General features: G+C 65.9%; 12 protein-coding genes. 9 read left to right on the forward strand and 3 right to left on the reverse strand.

Annotation, left to right across the window (positions count from 1 at the left end):
- The first annotated feature begins 5 nt into the window (after positions 1 to 5).
- From aroB to ABFE16_10775, 9 genes are all read left to right on the forward strand, one after another.
- Positions 6 to 1,655 carry a 3-dehydroquinate synthase gene (aroB, locus tag ABFE16_10735; GenBank protein ID MEN6345769.1) on the forward strand — a complete coding sequence of 550 codons (1,650 nt, stop codon included), beginning with the start codon at positions 6 to 8 and terminating at the stop codon, positions 1,653 to 1,655.
- 10 nt (positions 1,656 to 1,665) lie between these two features.
- Complete coding sequence (locus ABFE16_10740) at positions 1,666 to 2,451, forward strand: PASTA domain-containing protein (protein ID MEN6345770.1); 786 nt, start codon at positions 1,666 to 1,668, stop codon at positions 2,449 to 2,451.
- A gap of 13 nt (positions 2,452 to 2,464) precedes the next feature.
- A complete protein-coding gene (locus ABFE16_10745) occupies positions 2,465 to 3,055 on the forward strand; it encodes a sigma-70 family RNA polymerase sigma factor (GenBank protein ID MEN6345771.1) in 591 nt (196 codons plus the stop codon).
- An 87-nt stretch (positions 3,056 to 3,142) separates the two neighbouring features.
- Positions 3,143 to 4,639: an anti-sigma factor gene (locus ABFE16_10750; GenBank protein ID MEN6345772.1), complete on the forward strand. Its 1,497-nt coding sequence runs from the start codon at positions 3,143 to 3,145 to the stop codon at positions 4,637 to 4,639.
- 83 nt (positions 4,640 to 4,722) lie between these two features.
- Positions 4,723 to 5,526, forward strand: a complete 804-nt coding sequence (locus ABFE16_10755) for a biotin--[acetyl-CoA-carboxylase] ligase (GenBank protein MEN6345773.1) — start codon at positions 4,723 to 4,725, stop codon at positions 5,524 to 5,526.
- The gene (locus ABFE16_10760) at positions 5,523 to 7,493 is read left to right on the forward strand and encodes a polysaccharide deacetylase family protein (protein ID MEN6345774.1); all 1,971 of its coding nucleotides are present in this window, start codon (positions 5,523 to 5,525) and stop codon (positions 7,491 to 7,493) included. Before ABFE16_10755 ends, ABFE16_10760 begins: the two co-directional genes overlap by 4 nt.
- Positions 7,493 to 10,207, forward strand: a complete 2,715-nt coding sequence (locus ABFE16_10765) for a hypothetical protein (protein ID MEN6345775.1) — start codon at positions 7,493 to 7,495, stop codon at positions 10,205 to 10,207. The genes ABFE16_10760 and ABFE16_10765 overlap by 1 nt, the downstream gene beginning before the upstream one ends.
- Before the next feature lie 10 nt (positions 10,208 to 10,217).
- Positions 10,218 to 11,609, forward strand: coding sequence for a lyase family protein (locus ABFE16_10770; GenBank protein MEN6345776.1), 1,392 nt, complete (start codon positions 10,218 to 10,220; stop codon positions 11,607 to 11,609).
- Positions 11,610 to 11,678: 69 nt separating this feature from the next.
- The gene (locus ABFE16_10775; protein ID MEN6345777.1) at positions 11,679 to 13,187 is read left to right on the forward strand and encodes an FGGY-family carbohydrate kinase; all 1,509 of its coding nucleotides are present in this window, start codon (positions 11,679 to 11,681) and stop codon (positions 13,185 to 13,187) included.
- 124 nt (positions 13,188 to 13,311) lie between these two features.
- Here ABFE16_10775 and ABFE16_10780 read toward each other — a convergent pair whose 3' ends face one another.
- From ABFE16_10780 to ABFE16_10790, 3 genes are all read right to left on the reverse strand, one after another.
- Complete coding sequence (locus ABFE16_10780; GenBank protein ID MEN6345778.1) at positions 13,312 to 13,980, reverse strand: sugar transferase; 669 nt, start codon at positions 13,978 to 13,980, stop codon at positions 13,312 to 13,314.
- A 64-nt stretch (positions 13,981 to 14,044) separates the two neighbouring features.
- The gene (locus ABFE16_10785; protein ID MEN6345779.1) at positions 14,045 to 14,713 is read right to left on the reverse strand and encodes an exosortase-associated EpsI family protein; all 669 of its coding nucleotides are present in this window, start codon (positions 14,711 to 14,713) and stop codon (positions 14,045 to 14,047) included.
- On the reverse strand, positions 14,686 to 15,078 hold a 393-nt coding region (locus ABFE16_10790), incomplete at its 5' end, for an exosortase/archaeosortase family protein (protein MEN6345780.1). The genes ABFE16_10790 and ABFE16_10785, both read right to left, overlap by 28 nt.

Raw genomic sequence — 15,078 nt, forward strand, 5'->3', positions numbered from 1 at the left:
CACCGATGGACTTGCTGCCACCGGCACGCGCCGTGTTCATCACGGGTTTCATGGGAACCGGCAAGACGACGAATGGAAGTAGGCTGGCCGGGTCGCTGCGTCTTCCCTTCGTCGACACGGACGACGTCGTCGAGGACCTCGCAGGGAGGAAGATCAAGGACATCTTCGCCGAGGACGGCGAGGAGTGTTTCCGGGAGCTGGAGACCGAGGCGCTGAGGAAGGTGCTGCGAGGGCCACGGTCCGTGGTCGCGACGGGCGGCGGAGCAATGACGCGGCCCGAGAACGTTAGCCTGATGAAAGCCGCGGGACCGGTGATCTGCCTTGAGGCGCGGGCGGAGACGATCCAGCATCGAACTGGCCGGCGGTGCGAGCGCCCTCTGCTGCTCACGAGTTCTCCTCTTGACACCATCCGTGAGCTGCTTGCGGCGCGAGCCGAGGCCTATGCCCAGGCGGACTTCCGCGTCAGCACGGACCATGGTGAGCGCGAAACGATCCTGCGGGAGATGCGAAGTGCGCTGGGCAGCGATGCCCGGGGATGCCTGCTGGTGCAGCCCTTCACGCGCGTCCCAGTGTGTGCTGGGAACGGCGAGTATGGCGTTCACCTTGCGCCCGACGCACTGAGGAGCCTTGGGCGGCTCTGCCCGCCCCTGGTTGCCGGAACCCGCTGCGCCGTGGTGACGAACGAGACTGTTGGTAGGCTGTTCGGCGAGAGGGTTCTCGAGTCGCTGCATGCCGTGGGCTGGGAGCCCCGTCTGGCGACGATTCCTGACGGTGAGGCCCACAAAACGCTGAAGACCGTGTCCATGCTGTATGATGCTCTCGTCGATGCAGGTGTCGACGCGGGCGGTGCAGTCTTCGCCCTGGGTGGCGGGGTCGTGGGCGACGTCGCAGGCTTTGTGGCAGCCACCTACCGGCGCGGGATCCGCTTTGCGCAACTGCCGACCACGCTCCTCGCCCAGGTGGACGCGAGTGTGGGTGGCAAAGTTGCGGTGGACCACCCGAAGGGCAAGAATCTGATCGGCGCCTTCTACCAGCCATCCGCCGTTGTGGTCGACACCGGAACCCTTGTGACGCTTCCCGAGAGGGAGCTGCGCTGCGGCTTGGCTGAGGTGATCAAGCATGCGATCATCGCCGATGTTGCGTTGTTCGAGTACCTGGAGGAGAACCTGCACGAGTTCGTGGCGCTCGATTGCCTCGCGGTCCGCTATGTTGTGGCGCGCAACTGCCAGATCAAGGCCCACTTCGTAGAGCAGGACCCCTTTGACCGGGGCGTCCGAGCAGCCCTCAACTACGGCCACACAATCGGTCACGCCCTTGAGCGGGCCGCCGGCGACTGGCAGTTGCACCATGGCGAGGCGGTGGCAGTTGGCATCGCTGCGGAGGCACGGGTGGCCCTGGAGCTCGGGCTGTGTGATGCGGAGACAGTGCACCGGCAGATTGCTTTGCTGGAGCAGGCCGGCTTGCCGACGTACGTGCCCGGGATCGATGCCGATGCCGCGTGGACTGCGCTGCAGCAAGACAAGAAGATCGCTGCCGGGGCGCTCCGGCTGCCCCTGGTGCCCCGCATCGGGGCCGTCGAAGTGCGTGAGCGGGTGGCACCAGAAACCCTCCTGGGAGCTCTGACGATGGCGTGTGGTGAGCCGCACGGGAGCTAGATCAAGTGGTATGAATAGAGCAACGGGAGTGCTGCTGGCCCTCTTGGAGTTCGTGCGAGGGCTCGCGGGAATTGCGGTAACCCTGGCGTTGTTCGCCGCCGCAGGCGCCCTGGTAGTAATGGGGCTCATGGGGACCGCGCCGAAGCCTGTAAAGGTGCCGGCGCTGCAAGGTCTGCCCGCAACGGACGCGCAGAAGGTGGCCTCTGCGACCGGTCTGCAGCTCAAAGTGACCGGACGCGAGTTCGACCCGAACATCGGTCAGGATCGGGTCATCTCCACCAAGCCCTATGAGGGAAAGCGCGTCAAGCGAGGGCGGGTGGTCGAGTGCACCGTCAGTAAGGGGCCGCGTTCGGTGTTGATGCCGAAGGTGGAGGGCCTGACGCTGCCTGCTGCGGAGAGCCGTCTCGGCGAGAAAGGCCTTGGGATTGGTGACGTCCGGCGCAAAGCCAGTGACGTGCCGGTCGACGAGGTGCTGAGCCAGGATCCTGAGGCGGGGAGCCAGGTTGAGCGCGGTCATGGGATCGTCCTGACCGTCAGTGGCGGGCGCGACTTCGGGCGCATCGTCGATCCAGACGGCACCACCTGGCTGTACCGGCGTGTGCGAGTTGCCGTTCCGCGGGGAGCGCCGCTGCAGCGGGTGCAGGTGATCCTGCACGACTCTGACGGCAACGATGACACCGTTTACGACCGCGTCCACCGGCCTGGTGATGCGGTGAGTGTCGACCTGATCGGGCGGTCCGGGTGGCGTGTGGAAGTGTTGGTGACGGACAAGCAGGTATTCTCCGAGCGACTGTGATGCTGGGCAGGATGTGACGCATTTGCAGGCCGATGTCGCCGAGCTGATCCGGCGCAGCAGGGAGGGGGACCGTGCCAGCTTCGATGTGCTGGTGCGGCAGCACTACTCCCTGGCCTATAACGTTGCCTTCCGCATGCTGCGCGACCCCGACCTCGCCTGCGACGCTACTCAGGCGGCCTTTGTGCGTGCCTACCGTGCCATGCCCCGCTTCCGCCAGGACGCGACCTTCTCCACCTGGCTCTACCGCATTGTCACCAATGTCTGCCTTGACCAGCTTCGACATCAGGACCGCACCGTCAACTCGCTCACGGTGCAGGACGAAGACGATCAGGGCTCCCTCGAGGAGATGGAGATCCCGGACGAGCGCAGCGATCCGGCAGCCGCGGCGGAGCAGCGCGAGCGCCAGAGCCTCGTGCAGACGGCCCTGGGCCGGCTGCAGGCCGACCACCGTGCCGTCTTGATCATGTTCGACCTGAACGGGCTCTCCTACGAGGAGATCTCCGAGACCCTGGGAGTGCCCTTGGGCACCGTCAAATCGCGCCTGAACCGGGCTCGACACGCCCTCAAAGAGGCGCTTGGGTCGCACCTGGAACTTTTCCGCTAACCCGGCAGTCCTACCCCCGACCGGGAGGCTTTCCGGTCGAGGTTCTAGGGCTCCTGACGCCGGGCATACCACGAGAGACGTGTGACCATGGACTGCCGCAAGTGCCGTGACCAATTCAGCGCCTATCTGGACGGCCAACTCCCGCCGCCGGAACTTCAGCGCTTCCAGGAGCACCTCGAAGCCTGTGAGGATTGTGCGCGCGATCTGGCTGACTTCCAGTTGGCGGTGACGGCCCTCGGGCAGTTGCCTGAGGTCACTCCCCCGGCGAGACTGCTGGGCCAGATCAGCGCCGCCCTTGATGAGGTAGACGCCGAGACTGCTCGCAGACCGCGCTTTGCGTGGCACTGGTCCTGGCAGTCGGCAGGTGCCCTTGCAGTGGCCGCGTGCGCTCTCTTTGGCTTCGTCGCGGTGCTGAACCGTGGGCCACTCAACTCCGGGATCATCACTCCGCCGGCCGTGTCACGACCAGCGCCGCAAGCTTCGGCAGCCTCAGGCGCGCCACCAGCCTCTGTCTCGGAGAAGCCGGTCGCTCCTTCAGCAGTGCCGGAGGCGCGTCCCACACCGGCAGTGGTCGCCGGGTCTAGCCGAGTGCTTCCACGGACGACGACGAGACCGCGACCCCGGCTGTCACGGCTTGCATCGAGACGGGGCCGCTCTCTAGCAGCGCCGGCTACGGTTGCCGAGCACGACGAGCGCGCTCCTGTGCCGCCACCTCCGCCTGCGCCCGTCACTGAGCGTGAAACGCCATCAGCTTTCGCCAACCTGCTGGCAGGCCGCGACGAGGGCCTGGCGACAAGGTCGATCGCGAGCGGTGTGCCCAGCCTGGGGGCATCGATGGCCGAAGCCATGGTTCCTGCGGCTCCGACTCCCGCCGTGCGGAGCGCCAGAGGCGGCGAGCTTCCTCGCCCCTTCACGCTCTCTACAGCGTCAATGGCGCCTGGTGCCGCCAAGTCAATTGCTCCTTGTATTGACCTCAGCGATGCTGCAGACCGCGACTTGCTGAGCGTCGACCTGGTGCCGCCCCGTCTCCGCGAGGTGGGCCAGCCCAGTGTTGCCGCACTGGTCATAACCCCAAGTGTCGACATCCCTGACGCAGTCGTCAGCGTGGCGCCTGCGGGCGGGCTTGAGGTTACCAACGCAGCAGAGCGCGGCGTCATCTACAAGGGCGAGCTTCCCGCGAGCCGCCGGACGACCGTGGCCGTGCGGATGCTGCCGCAGACAGCCGGCACGCAGCAACTGCGGATCGAGCTCCGCAGTCAGGTCCCCGGCGCCAGCACCGACCTGGACGTACGCCTTCCCGGCTACAAGACGCCGGCGTCGCCTGCTCAGCCCCAACGGAAGCCCACGTCGGCTCCCGCCGATGTGAACTTGGTCCTCCGCGAAACCGAGCTTCGGGCAGCCATCAAGGCCGTCAGCGACCAGACAGGGGTGCGAGTCGACGTTGCGCCCGAAGTCGGCGGGCACCGCGTCAACTACAGCTTCCATGATGTTCCGGCCGACGCAGCGCTCCGGGTCCTGGCCGACGAAGCCGGTTACCGACTTACGCCCGAGGACGGCGGCTTCCGTGTGGGCAAGCCCCAGTAGCTTGCGCGAACCGCGCCGGGGCCGACAACCTGAGCTCGTACTCGGCCGCCCGCCAGTCAGGGGCGGCCTTCGCTGTGACTGCCATGAACTCTGAGACCCTTCACCAGGCACTCCAAGTCCTCTCCCTGATCTCCGACCTTGAGTACCACGCCAGCATCGGGTCCACCAACGACCGTGCCCTGGAGCTTGCCCGGCAGGGCGCTCCGGAAGGCTTCGTCGTCGTCGCCGACACGCAGACCCGTGGCAAAGGACGTCGGGGCAAGTCGTGGCAGGATGAGTCCGGCAGGTCGCTGCTATTCACCCTCCTCTTGCGACCCAGCGTCGACCCACAGTTGCGCGGCCTGATCGGGTTGGCTCTGGCAGTGGGCGCCGCGGAAGCCGTGACGGAGCTCACAGGCCTCGCGGTTCGCACGAAGTGGCCCAACGACCTGGTTCTGCTGCAGCCTTCTGGCACTCCTGCAAAGCTGGCCGGGATCCTTGTCGAGGGCGACGCCGACTTCTGCGTGGCAGGCCTCGGGCTGAACGTGGGGCCAGTTCCACCCTTTGCTGCCGCCGGGCTGCCTGCAGTCGGCCTCGCGCCGCATGCCGCCACGGTCCCTCCGCGGGAGGCTCTGTTAGCGGCAATTCTGCGTCACTTCGAGCCCTGGTACCGGCTTCTGACCGAGGACGGGGCGCGCCAGGTGGCCAGGGCCTTCCGTGAGCTTGACATCACCCTCGGTTGCGCGGTAACGTTGCGAGAGGGCAGTAGAGAAGTGACGGGGCTCGCGGTTGACCTCGACGCCACAGGCGCCTTGATCGTCCAGATCGGTGCGGAACGTCACCGCTTTCTGGCCGGCGAGGTCAGCCTCAGTCACACCTCATCCTTCAGCAAGGATCCCAACTTTTGAACCTCTGTGCAAGGACGACCTTTGGAGGGTGCTGGCTTGTCGTCGCTGTCGTCCTGGCCCTTGCCGGCCAGGTCGCGGACGCGAGCGAAGGCCTGCTGACTGCCGCCGCAGCGCTGCAGGCCGGCGATTTCGCCCAGGCCCGAGACCTCTATGCGGCGGAAGCCCAGGCCGACCGGCTCTGTGCGGTCGCTCGTGTTGGCGTGGGTGCCGCCGAGCTGTTCCTTGGCCACACTAGCGAAGCAGCACGGGCCTTCGCCGACGCTCAGATGCTGGACCCTAACCTGGGCTGCGCACGCCTCGGTGCCGGAACCGCCTTCTCACTGACGGGCAACTGGCGGGAGGCCGAAGCCCAGTACCACGCAGCCCTTTCCTGTGCTCTGCGACCAGCGCTCGCACTGGCGGCCGAAGCGTACGCCACCTGTGCTCTCGGGCTCTATGACACGGCGCTCCAGAACGCGCAGGCCGCCCTCGATCGTGAACCCGACCAGGGCGTTGCCCGGTATGCCTTCGCTGCCGCTTCGCTGGCCCGGGGTGACGCGCTCCCCGCAGCGCAGCTCCTGAACAAAGACGGGTACACGGCGGCTCGCAGGAGCCGGGCGCCACTGGACTTGCCTTCCTGTCTCCTCAGTCCCGGTGTCGCCTACTGGAAGCTGCATCGCGCGGCAGATGAACAGCGCGTGCCGCTTGTCGAGCCGCAGCCTGTGCCGCCATCCCTGGCACCGACGCCGACCGCTGCAGCTCCGACACCGCCGGTACCAACTGCCGCTCCTGCGTCCGCAGTTCCGGCGCCGGTTGCTACGCCTGCCCCACCCGCTGACTTCCGCGTCGCCAGTCCCCATGACGGCCAGACCGTCTCGGGCGTTACGACTTTCGAAGTCGCGACCGGCCCTGAAGTCGAGCTGGAGTACGTGACCGTCCTGGTCAACGACGCCTTCGCCGGGGTCACCGCGGTCAAGCCCTACCGGATCACCCTCGACACGCGGCAGTTCCCCGCGGGACCGGCCGAGATCCGTGTGGACGGCTGTGGGCCTGCAGGCCGCGTCCTGCGGACGGCCAGACTCCGCGTCAGCATCCGCAACGGCAACCGGACCCTCGCACCCGTGGAGGTCGCACTGCGCACTGCGACCGCCCAGATGCTCGAGGAGGTCCTGCTGCCGCCGATCTCGCCGGTAGTGTTCAAGCAGCTTGCCGGTCACGGTCTGATGGGACTGGGGCAGGCCGAGAGCGCTGCGGCCGCCTTCGAGAGCGCCTATGCGTGCAACGGCGATGTGCCCGGTCTGCGGTCAGATCTGCTCGTTGCCTACCGGGCCCTCGGGCTCGAGCCGCGTGCCGTTGCCCCGGAGATACATACTCTCCGCGGGCGAGAGCGCCAGGTCGCCCTAACCTTCGACGACGGGCCGCACCCACTGATCACCCCTTGGATTCTCGACCTGCTCGACAAAGAGCACATCAAGGCCACCTTCCTTCTGGTCGGCAAGCAGGTGACGCTCTACCCTGAGCTGGCCCGAGAGATCCGCCGCCGTGGACACCAGATCGGCTGTCATTCCTACGCTCACTACAGTCTACGCAACCTGTCCTCCCTGGAGTGTGAGCAGGACCTCGTGAAGTGCCGGCTGGCGATCCGTGAGGCCTGCGGCGAGACCGTGTCCCTGTTCCGCCCTCCCGGCGGGTACTACGATGCAACAGTTCGCGCGGCGGCCGGCGCCCTGGGAATGAGCACGGTCTTCTGGACCTGCAACATCACCAGCTTCCCGGGCCGCGACGGCAAGAACATCGCGGCGGAGCTTGCCCGGCAATGCCAGTCTGGCGGGATCGTGCTGCTGCACAACGGCGAGGATGAGACGCTGGACACGCTGCCCAATCTCATCCCCGAGTTGCGCAAGCGTGGCGTCACCTTCACGACGATCACACCGGAGCTGGCCCCTCCTTCCGCTCTGGCCGCTTCTGCCGAAGGGAGTCTGCGCTGATGGCGGCGAGGGTCCGCGCCGTGTGCCTTGGCCTGGTGATGCTCACCTTGCTGTGGGGGGCCGGGGATGCTCGGGTCGCAAGCGCAGCAGGAGTTGTCCCGGCCGGAGCTGCACCACCTCTGCTCGACCCGAACCTCTCCGAGTTCCCGGCGGCGACCGTCGCCGACTACTCCGACCTTCTCGAGGCGCCGGCCGGTCGCCATGGCCATCTCTTCGCCGGGCGCGATGGCCGCTTCTACTTCGAGGACGGAATCCGCGCCAGGTTCTGGGGCCTCAATGTCGCCAAGGAGGCCGTGTTCCAGCCCAAGCCGGTGATCGATGCCGCCGTCGATGCGATCGCCCGTGCCGGCTTCAACCTGGTGCGGCTGCATCATGTGGATGACGAGACGGGGTTACTTCCCGCAGCTCTGGCAAGCTCCAAGCAGCGGCTGGACCTCTCCCGTCTGGACTGCCTGGACTACTGGATCGCCCGCCTCAAGTCCCGTGGCATCTACATCTACCTGGACTTGCTCGACTACCGCACCTTCCAGGAAGCCGAGGGTGTTCCGCAGGGGCCACGGTTGGGTCGTGGCGCCAAGCCCTACGCGGTGTTCAACGAGCGACTGCAGGAACTTCAGCGCGACTACGCCGGGATGCTCCTCTTCGATCATGTGAACCCATACACCCGGCTGTCCTATGCCGCCGACCCGGCAGTGTGCCTGGTGGAGTTGTGCGACGAGAACGGGCTGTTCCACGAGCAGACGCGCCTCGGGAATCTGCTGTCTCCCTACCGCGAGGAGCTCGTGAAACGCTGGAACTTCTGGCTACTTTCGCACTATGGCTCGCGCGAGGAGTTGGCGCGATCCTGGACCGACCGCACAGGCAAGTGCTGTCTGCAGGATGACGAGGACCCTCGGCGGGGCAATGTCGCGCTGCCGGGCGTCACGCAAGGCTCAGACGCCGGGGTTCCTCGCATGGCCGGCCGCAACCTGTTCTATGCGGCGGTGCATCGCGAGTACTTCCGCAGCATGTCCAACTACCTTCGTTCGCGGGGCCTGCGTTGCCCCCTGTCCGCAGTGACGAAGCCGGAGGTACTGCCCGACCTGTGGGCCTGTGCCAACGAGCTGGACTTCACGGCCACCAACTACTACCACGATCACCCCTACTTCCGCCAGGGCAGCGAGTGGCAGCTTCCCGGTTTCTTCTCCGGGCTGAACGTCCTCTCGGATCAGGAGGGGAACGCCTTCGCACCCCGAGCGGCGGCGGCCAGAGTCCTCAACAAGCCTCTGGTGATCCGCGAGTGGGGCGCGTGCTGGCCCAACAACTCGCGCTCGGCCGGAATGCTCGAGGCGACCGCCTACGCTTGCCTGCAGGACATCGACGCGATGATCCTGTTCACCTACAGTGCGCAGCCCGGCGCTCGGTCGCTGGACTACTTCGATGTGCGCCATGATCCGGTGCGATGGGGCCTTGCAGCCCTCTGCGGACGGGCCTTCTTGCAGGGGCGGATTCAGCCCGCGGAGCACAGTGCCGCTGTGGCCTACTCGACTGCCGATGTGTTCTACCCGGGCGCCGATCCCTTGCCCGGTGCGGTGTATGAGCTCTCTCGAGTCGTTCGCCTGGGTAACGCCTTCTTCGATCGCAGTTGCGGAAGCCTCGCCGACCTGACTCTCGCCGCCGGACGGACCGGTGCCGAGTACACCGGGAACCAGACGATCCTGTCTGCCGACCGCGATTCCACCGACTGCTATGGCCGCGGGAACACGAGCGCTGCTGCGGCAAGTGGCTACCCGGCTCCCGGGCCGACCGTCGATTCCCTTCGTTTCAGATTCGGCGGCACGGGCTTCGGGGCTAGTGGGCTGTGCGACCTGGAGGACGTGCGTCCCTTCCCGACTAAGGCCCTCGGCTCCGACGGTCAGCTTCGCGCCATCGGCATCAGCGAGGACGGCCGCTTCTGCTTCGGCCTTCGCGACATGAAGCGCGGCAACTACATCTTCGGACGGCTGGAGGACCCGATCAAGCTTCGGGTCGCCCTCGACGCTCTCGGGCAGCTCCACAAGATCCCGGTCGACCACACCAACTTCGAGCGCGGAGCCTACTCCTCCGACACCCAGGAGTTGGTGATCGACCACCAGTCCGGCGTACTGTGGATCGCGACGCCCGCCTTCTGTGCCGTTACGGGTGCTCTGCGGGCAGGAGAGAAGGCTGCCGCCGGTGCCCTTGGAGTCCAGATCGGCAGTGCGGCCCAGGTACAGGGCGCAGACGCCACGACCGCCTGCGTCTGGCAGAGCCTGGATGGCACGCCTGCTGCCGAGGCGTCGCAATGGGTCATCAAGTACGTGACCTCCTCCGCGAACACTGCGCAGAAGATCCGGCCCCATCTGGTCAAAGAGAAGCAGAGCATCCTGGCCCTTGACAGCGCCGGCACTGCACCCGTGACCACCGACGGTCGCGTCTCCGACAAGCCGGTCCTCCTGCAACTCAGCGGGCAGGAGGTCTTGCGGGCAAACCTGCGAAATGGCTCCCTGGAGTTGCTGCGCAGGGGCGATGACTATGCGCTATACTGCGACACGCCCGGCGCACTCCTGCAGCTACCGCAACTGCCTGCGACGCTCTCCGCCGTGGTCTACTCTGCGATCAGCAGCCGTCGCGTCGAGCTCCGCCAGCCCTTTGCCTGGCCCTCTGATGCTGTGCTGATCGAGGTCCTGGCGCCCGTGACCGCCAATCGTGAATGAGAGGTGCAAGATGGAATTCAGCATCTTTGACTGCGTGTCACCCCTGGACTACCGCTACTACGGCGACGACCCGAAGATGATCGAGCTGCTCGGGCCCCATGTAACCGAGCGTGCCTATATCCTCTCGGAGTTGGAGGTCGAGGCAGCGGCCGTGCAGGTATTCGCACGGCGAAAGCTCTGCTCCGAGGCAGTGGCTGAGGAGGTCGCCCAGGCCATTCACCTCGTCACTCCTGAGGAGGTGCACGAGGAGGACGCTCGCATCCACCACGATACTCGTGCGATGGTGAACTGCCTGCAGCGGCACGTGAGCGATGAGGCCAAGCCCTTCATCCACCTCGCCATGACCAGCTTCGACGTCAAGGACACCGCGCTGGCTCTGCGACTCAAACGGGCGGCGCATGACGCGGTCATCCCCGAGTTGATCAAGCTGGAGAAGACGCTCATCGACCTGGCACGGCGTGAGAAGGATACGCTGCAGATGGGCCGGACGCATGGCCAGCACGCGGTCCCCATCACCTTTGGCTTCGCGATTGCCCAGTATGTCAGCCGTCTCGGCGGGCGGATCGAGGCCCTTCGGGCTGCAGCCGACAACCTGCGCGGCAAGATCAGTGGCGCCGTCGGCGCGTACAACGCCAGCAGCCTGCTCTTCGACGATCCCCTTGAGTTCGAGCAGGAGGTCCTGGGTGAGCTGGGGCTCGAGCCCTCACCTTCCTCGACCCAGATTGTTGAGGCCGAGTTCGCCACGGACTACATGCACGCGCTGGTGTCCGCCTTCGGCGTTCTCGCGAACCTGGCGGACGACATGCGACACCTGCAGCGGACCGAAATCGCCGAGGTGGGGGAGAAGTTCGAGGCCAACCAGGTCGGCTCCTCAACCATGCCCCACAAGCGCAACCCCTGGAACTTCGAGAACGTGAAGAGCCTTTGGAAGGTCGTCGTGGCCCGCATGCAGACCGTGTACCTGGACCAGATCTCCGAGCACCAGCGCGACCTGACCAACTCGGCCTCGCAGCGCTTCCTGCCGGAGGTCATTGTCATGCTGGTGAACTCGACCCGGCGGCTACAGCGCGTCATGGGCAAGCTGGTGACCGATCCCGAGCGAATGGCCGCGAACTTCGCCATGACCCACGGGATGATCGCCGCCGAACCCGCCTACATCCTGCTTGCCGCGCACGGTCATCCAGACGCCCACGAGGCCCTGCGGAAGTTGACGCTGCAGGCTCAGGCTACCGGGCGACCTCTTGGCGAGATACTCCGCGAAGAGAAGGACCTGGCGCCGTACCTGGAGAAGTTCACGCCTGCCCAGCGAGCACTCCTCGATGATCCCAGGCTCTACGTGGGACGCGCAAGCCAGAAGACGGAGCTACTGTGCCAGAAGTGGGAGCAGGCGCTGGGGCTGTAGACCGCCGACGGCCGGCCTCCAGGACCGAAGCCGCCGACTACCGCGAAGACACCAGTCGGAGGATTTGCCATGAGCCTCATTGGCATGGATATTGGCAGCACCAACTGCAAAGCCATTCTTTTCGACGCCGAAGGACAGCAGCTCGCGACAGCATCGCGCGAGTATGCCGAGGTGTACCCGGGTCCCGCGATGATCGAGCTGCGGCCCGATGATGTGTGGAGCGCGATCTGTGAGGTCCTCCGCAAGGTGAGCGGGGCTGCCGGCGGCGATCCCGTGCAGGCCGTCTCCTTCTCTGCCCTGGGCGAAGCCTTCACCCCGGTGGGCAAGAGCGGCGAGTTCCTCTATAACACGATCGTCTCCCCGGACAACCGCGCGGTCGACGAGGCCAACAGCTGGCATGACACTCTGGGCGCTGAGCGCATGTTTGAGATCACCGGCATGCCGCTGCACCCGAGCTTCTCGCTGAACAAGATCATGTGGCTGCGCGAGCACCGGCCTGACGTCCACAAGCAGACCTGGAAGTACCTGCTGTGGCCGGACATCATCTTCTACAAGCTCGGCCTGCAGCCTCGCCTTGACTGGAGCCTTGCCGGCCGCACCATGTGCTTCGACGTGGTCAACAAGTGCTGGGCCGAGGAGGTGCTGGAGGTCGCCGGGATCTCCAGTGACATGCTGGCCGATCCGATCCGCCCGGGTTCCGTGGTGGGCGAGATCAGCGCCGAAGCCTCCGTCGAGACCGGTCTGCCCAAGGGCTGTCTGGTCGTCGCAGGAGGCCATGACCAGCCGATGAACGCCCTCGGGGCCGGGATCATCCGCGAGGGCATGGCCGTCGATGGCCATGGGACCGTCGAGTGCATCACCGTCGCCTTCGAGAAGCCGGTGCTCACCGCGGACATGCTGGCCCGCAACTACTGCTGCTACCCGCACGTCTGCGGCGATCTGTACGCTAGTCTGGCCTTCAACTACTCCGCCGGGTCGCTCCTCCGCTGGTATCGCGACCAGTTCGCTAAGGCCGAGGTCACGCAGGCTGAGGCCGAGAATCGAGACGTCTACGACCTGCTCCTGAACGACCTCCCCGAAGGGCCCTCGGGGCTGTTCTTCATCCCCTACTTCGCCGGTTCGGGCACTCCCTACATGGACCCGCTCTCCAAGGGCGTGATCGCAGGGCTGACGATCGGCTGCACCCAGAAGACCTTCATCAAGGGTCTGCTGGAAGGCGTGTGCTACGAGCTGGCCCTGAACCTCCAGGGCCTCGAGGACGCCGGTGTCCACGTGGACCGGCTGCGCTGCACCGGTGGCGGGAGCAAGAGCCCCTACTGGACCCAGCTCAAGGCCGACATCACCGGCAAGGAATGCGTAACCCTCAACGTGAGCGAGAGCGGCTGCCAGGCAGCGGCAATGCTCGCCGGCGTCCAGGCCGGCGTGTACTCCTCAGTGCCCGATGCCGTGGAGGCTCTCGTCAAGGAAAAGGACGCCTACGAGCCGCGAGCCGCGGAGCATGAGCGCTACCAGGAGCAGTTCGCGATCTACCGTGAGCTGTGGCCCAGCGTCGCCGAGGTCGTACACAAGATGCGCTAGACGCCCTGCCCGGTCACAGAGCCTCCTGCGGCAGAGGGAGTGCGCCCACGGCGTGCCCCTCTGCCTTTCGTTTGCGGTGGCGGGCGGGACTGCTGTTGGTACCGGCAATCGGTCGGGAGGCGAATCAGTAGGCACCGCGCGCGGTAAGGACTGCGGGGATCGTCAGGAGCAGGAGCTTGAGGTCAACCCAGAAATCGTGGTGACGGACGTACTCGATGTCCAGTCGCACCCAGTCGTCGAAGCCGAGGTCGCTGCGTCCGCTCACCTGCCACAGACACGTCAGTCCGGGCTTCACCGCGAGGCGCTCGGTCTGCCAGGGCTCGTACTCGTCAACCTCTGAGGGGATGGGAGGGCGCGGGCCGACCAGGCTCATGGTCCCGCGCAGGACGTGGAATAGCTGCGGGAGTTCGTCGATGCTGTAGCGCCGGATTATTCGCCCCACTCGGGTGATGCGAGGGTCGCGACGAATCTTGAACACCGGACCCGTCGCCTCATTGCTGGCGGCAAGGCTGTCGCGCAGGTCCGGCGCGGCAGCGTTCATCGAGCGGAACTTGTAGAAGTGGAAGGGCTTGCCGTCTCGTCCCAGACGGTACTGGGAGTAGAAGACCGGACCAGGCGAGTCCAGGACCACTGCGAGCGCCGTGACCAGCATGATGGGCGAGGCGATGATGAGAGCCGCGAAGGCCCCGGCGATATCAAGCAGACGTTTCGCAGCCAGGTAGCCCAGGGAGTCAACACGCTGAGCGCGCCCGAGGCGTCTCGAGGTCGGCTGCGTGTGACCTTCGGTGTCCATGAACGCACTCCCAGTATGTGCGCTTCGTCAGAACCACTGTTGCCCTGGCGCACAGCTCTCGGGCCTAGCCTGCAGTCTGTGCCTGAGGCTGGCCCTTCGGATACCAGAACCCCACTGCCCCCGGATATACCGCAGACAGTATCTCCACGAGCGCGCGCTGTGCACTCTTGGTATCGTTCCCGTTCACGCTCGTCTTGAGGATGAGGATCAGCCCGCCAGCGCCGATCTTGCCCGAGATCATCCTCGTCACATGAATGGTCCAGTCGGCGGTCGTCGCGCCAGGCCGGGCGTACACGAACATCGCCATCTCCTGGTTGCCATCCTTGGTGGCCAACAGTTGCCGCGCGTTGATCGGCCCGGAATGTGGGCAACCAGCGGGTGCCGGGATCTGCAGCTCATGGTTCTGCAGTATCTGCCAGCCCTGCGCGGGGTAGCACCCGGTCGGCGCGTGGATGCTGCGCCAGTCGGTTCCATAGATAGCCGAGAGCAGAACCTGACGGTCGGGGCTCTGATACACCCGCTCTTCCATCGCCGCGGGCTGCAGGTAGTCGTAGACGGTCTGCGCGACCGGCAGGACTTCGCTCTTGAAGGCACCCACGGTCGCGGGCATCTGCGAGAAGTCCACCTTGTAGGTCGGAGCGACCACGCGCAGGCTGCGCGCCACCTGGGTGCCACCCGCGCCAACAAGCAGCAACACGGCAGCAATCAGATATCGTCGCGCATCTTTGTGCACCGCAGCAGCCCCCCCACTGCGAACAGCCCGATGAGAGCGTACATGAACACGATCAAACCTGACGCCGTGTGGAAGAACCCCTCGGCCGCCTTCTGACCAAAGATGTGTCCGAGCACCAGCGTAGTGGCAATGCGGGCCGCATTGGCCAGGACTGCCACCGGGAAGGAGGCCAGGAAAAGCACCACTCGCTTGTACAGCGCTGCCTCGACCAGCCAGGCGTAGAGTGCGCCCAGGGCGGACATCGAGATGATGGTCTTTAACCCGCTGCAGGCGACAGCCACCTCAAAGGTGTACTCCGGCAGGCGAATCGTCGTGCCCTCAACCTTCGTGGGTACCCCGATCGCCTGGGAGAAGCCGCCGCCGAG

It is taken from the genome of Armatimonadia bacterium (genome assembly GCA_039679385.1).
Classification (GTDB): domain Bacteria; phylum Armatimonadota; class Zipacnadia; order Zipacnadales; family JABUFB01; genus JAJFTQ01.

Bases quoted from the DNA above. Each gene is read 5' to 3' on its own strand.
- ABFE16_10750 (MEN6345772.1), top strand. From the start codon at position 3,143: ATGGACTGCCGCAAGTGCCGTGACCAATTCAGCGCCTATCTGGACGGC.
- ABFE16_10765 (MEN6345775.1), top strand. From the start codon at position 7,493: ATGGCGGCGAGGGTCCGCGCCGTGTGCCTTGGCCTGGTGATGCTCACC.
- aroB (MEN6345769.1), top strand. From the start codon at position 6: ATGGACTTGCTGCCACCGGCACGCGCCGTGTTCATCACGGGTTTCATG.
- ABFE16_10740 (MEN6345770.1), top strand. From the start codon at position 1,666: ATGAATAGAGCAACGGGAGTGCTGCTGGCCCTCTTGGAGTTCGTGCGA.
- ABFE16_10775 (MEN6345777.1), top strand. From the start codon at position 11,679: ATGAGCCTCATTGGCATGGATATTGGCAGCACCAACTGCAAAGCCATT.
- ABFE16_10755 (MEN6345773.1), top strand. From the start codon at position 4,723: ATGAACTCTGAGACCCTTCACCAGGCACTCCAAGTCCTCTCCCTGATC.
- ABFE16_10770 (MEN6345776.1), top strand. From the start codon at position 10,218: ATGGAATTCAGCATCTTTGACTGCGTGTCACCCCTGGACTACCGCTAC.
- ABFE16_10780 (MEN6345778.1), bottom strand. From the start codon at position 13,980: ATGGACACCGAAGGTCACACGCAGCCGACCTCGAGACGCCTCGGGCGC.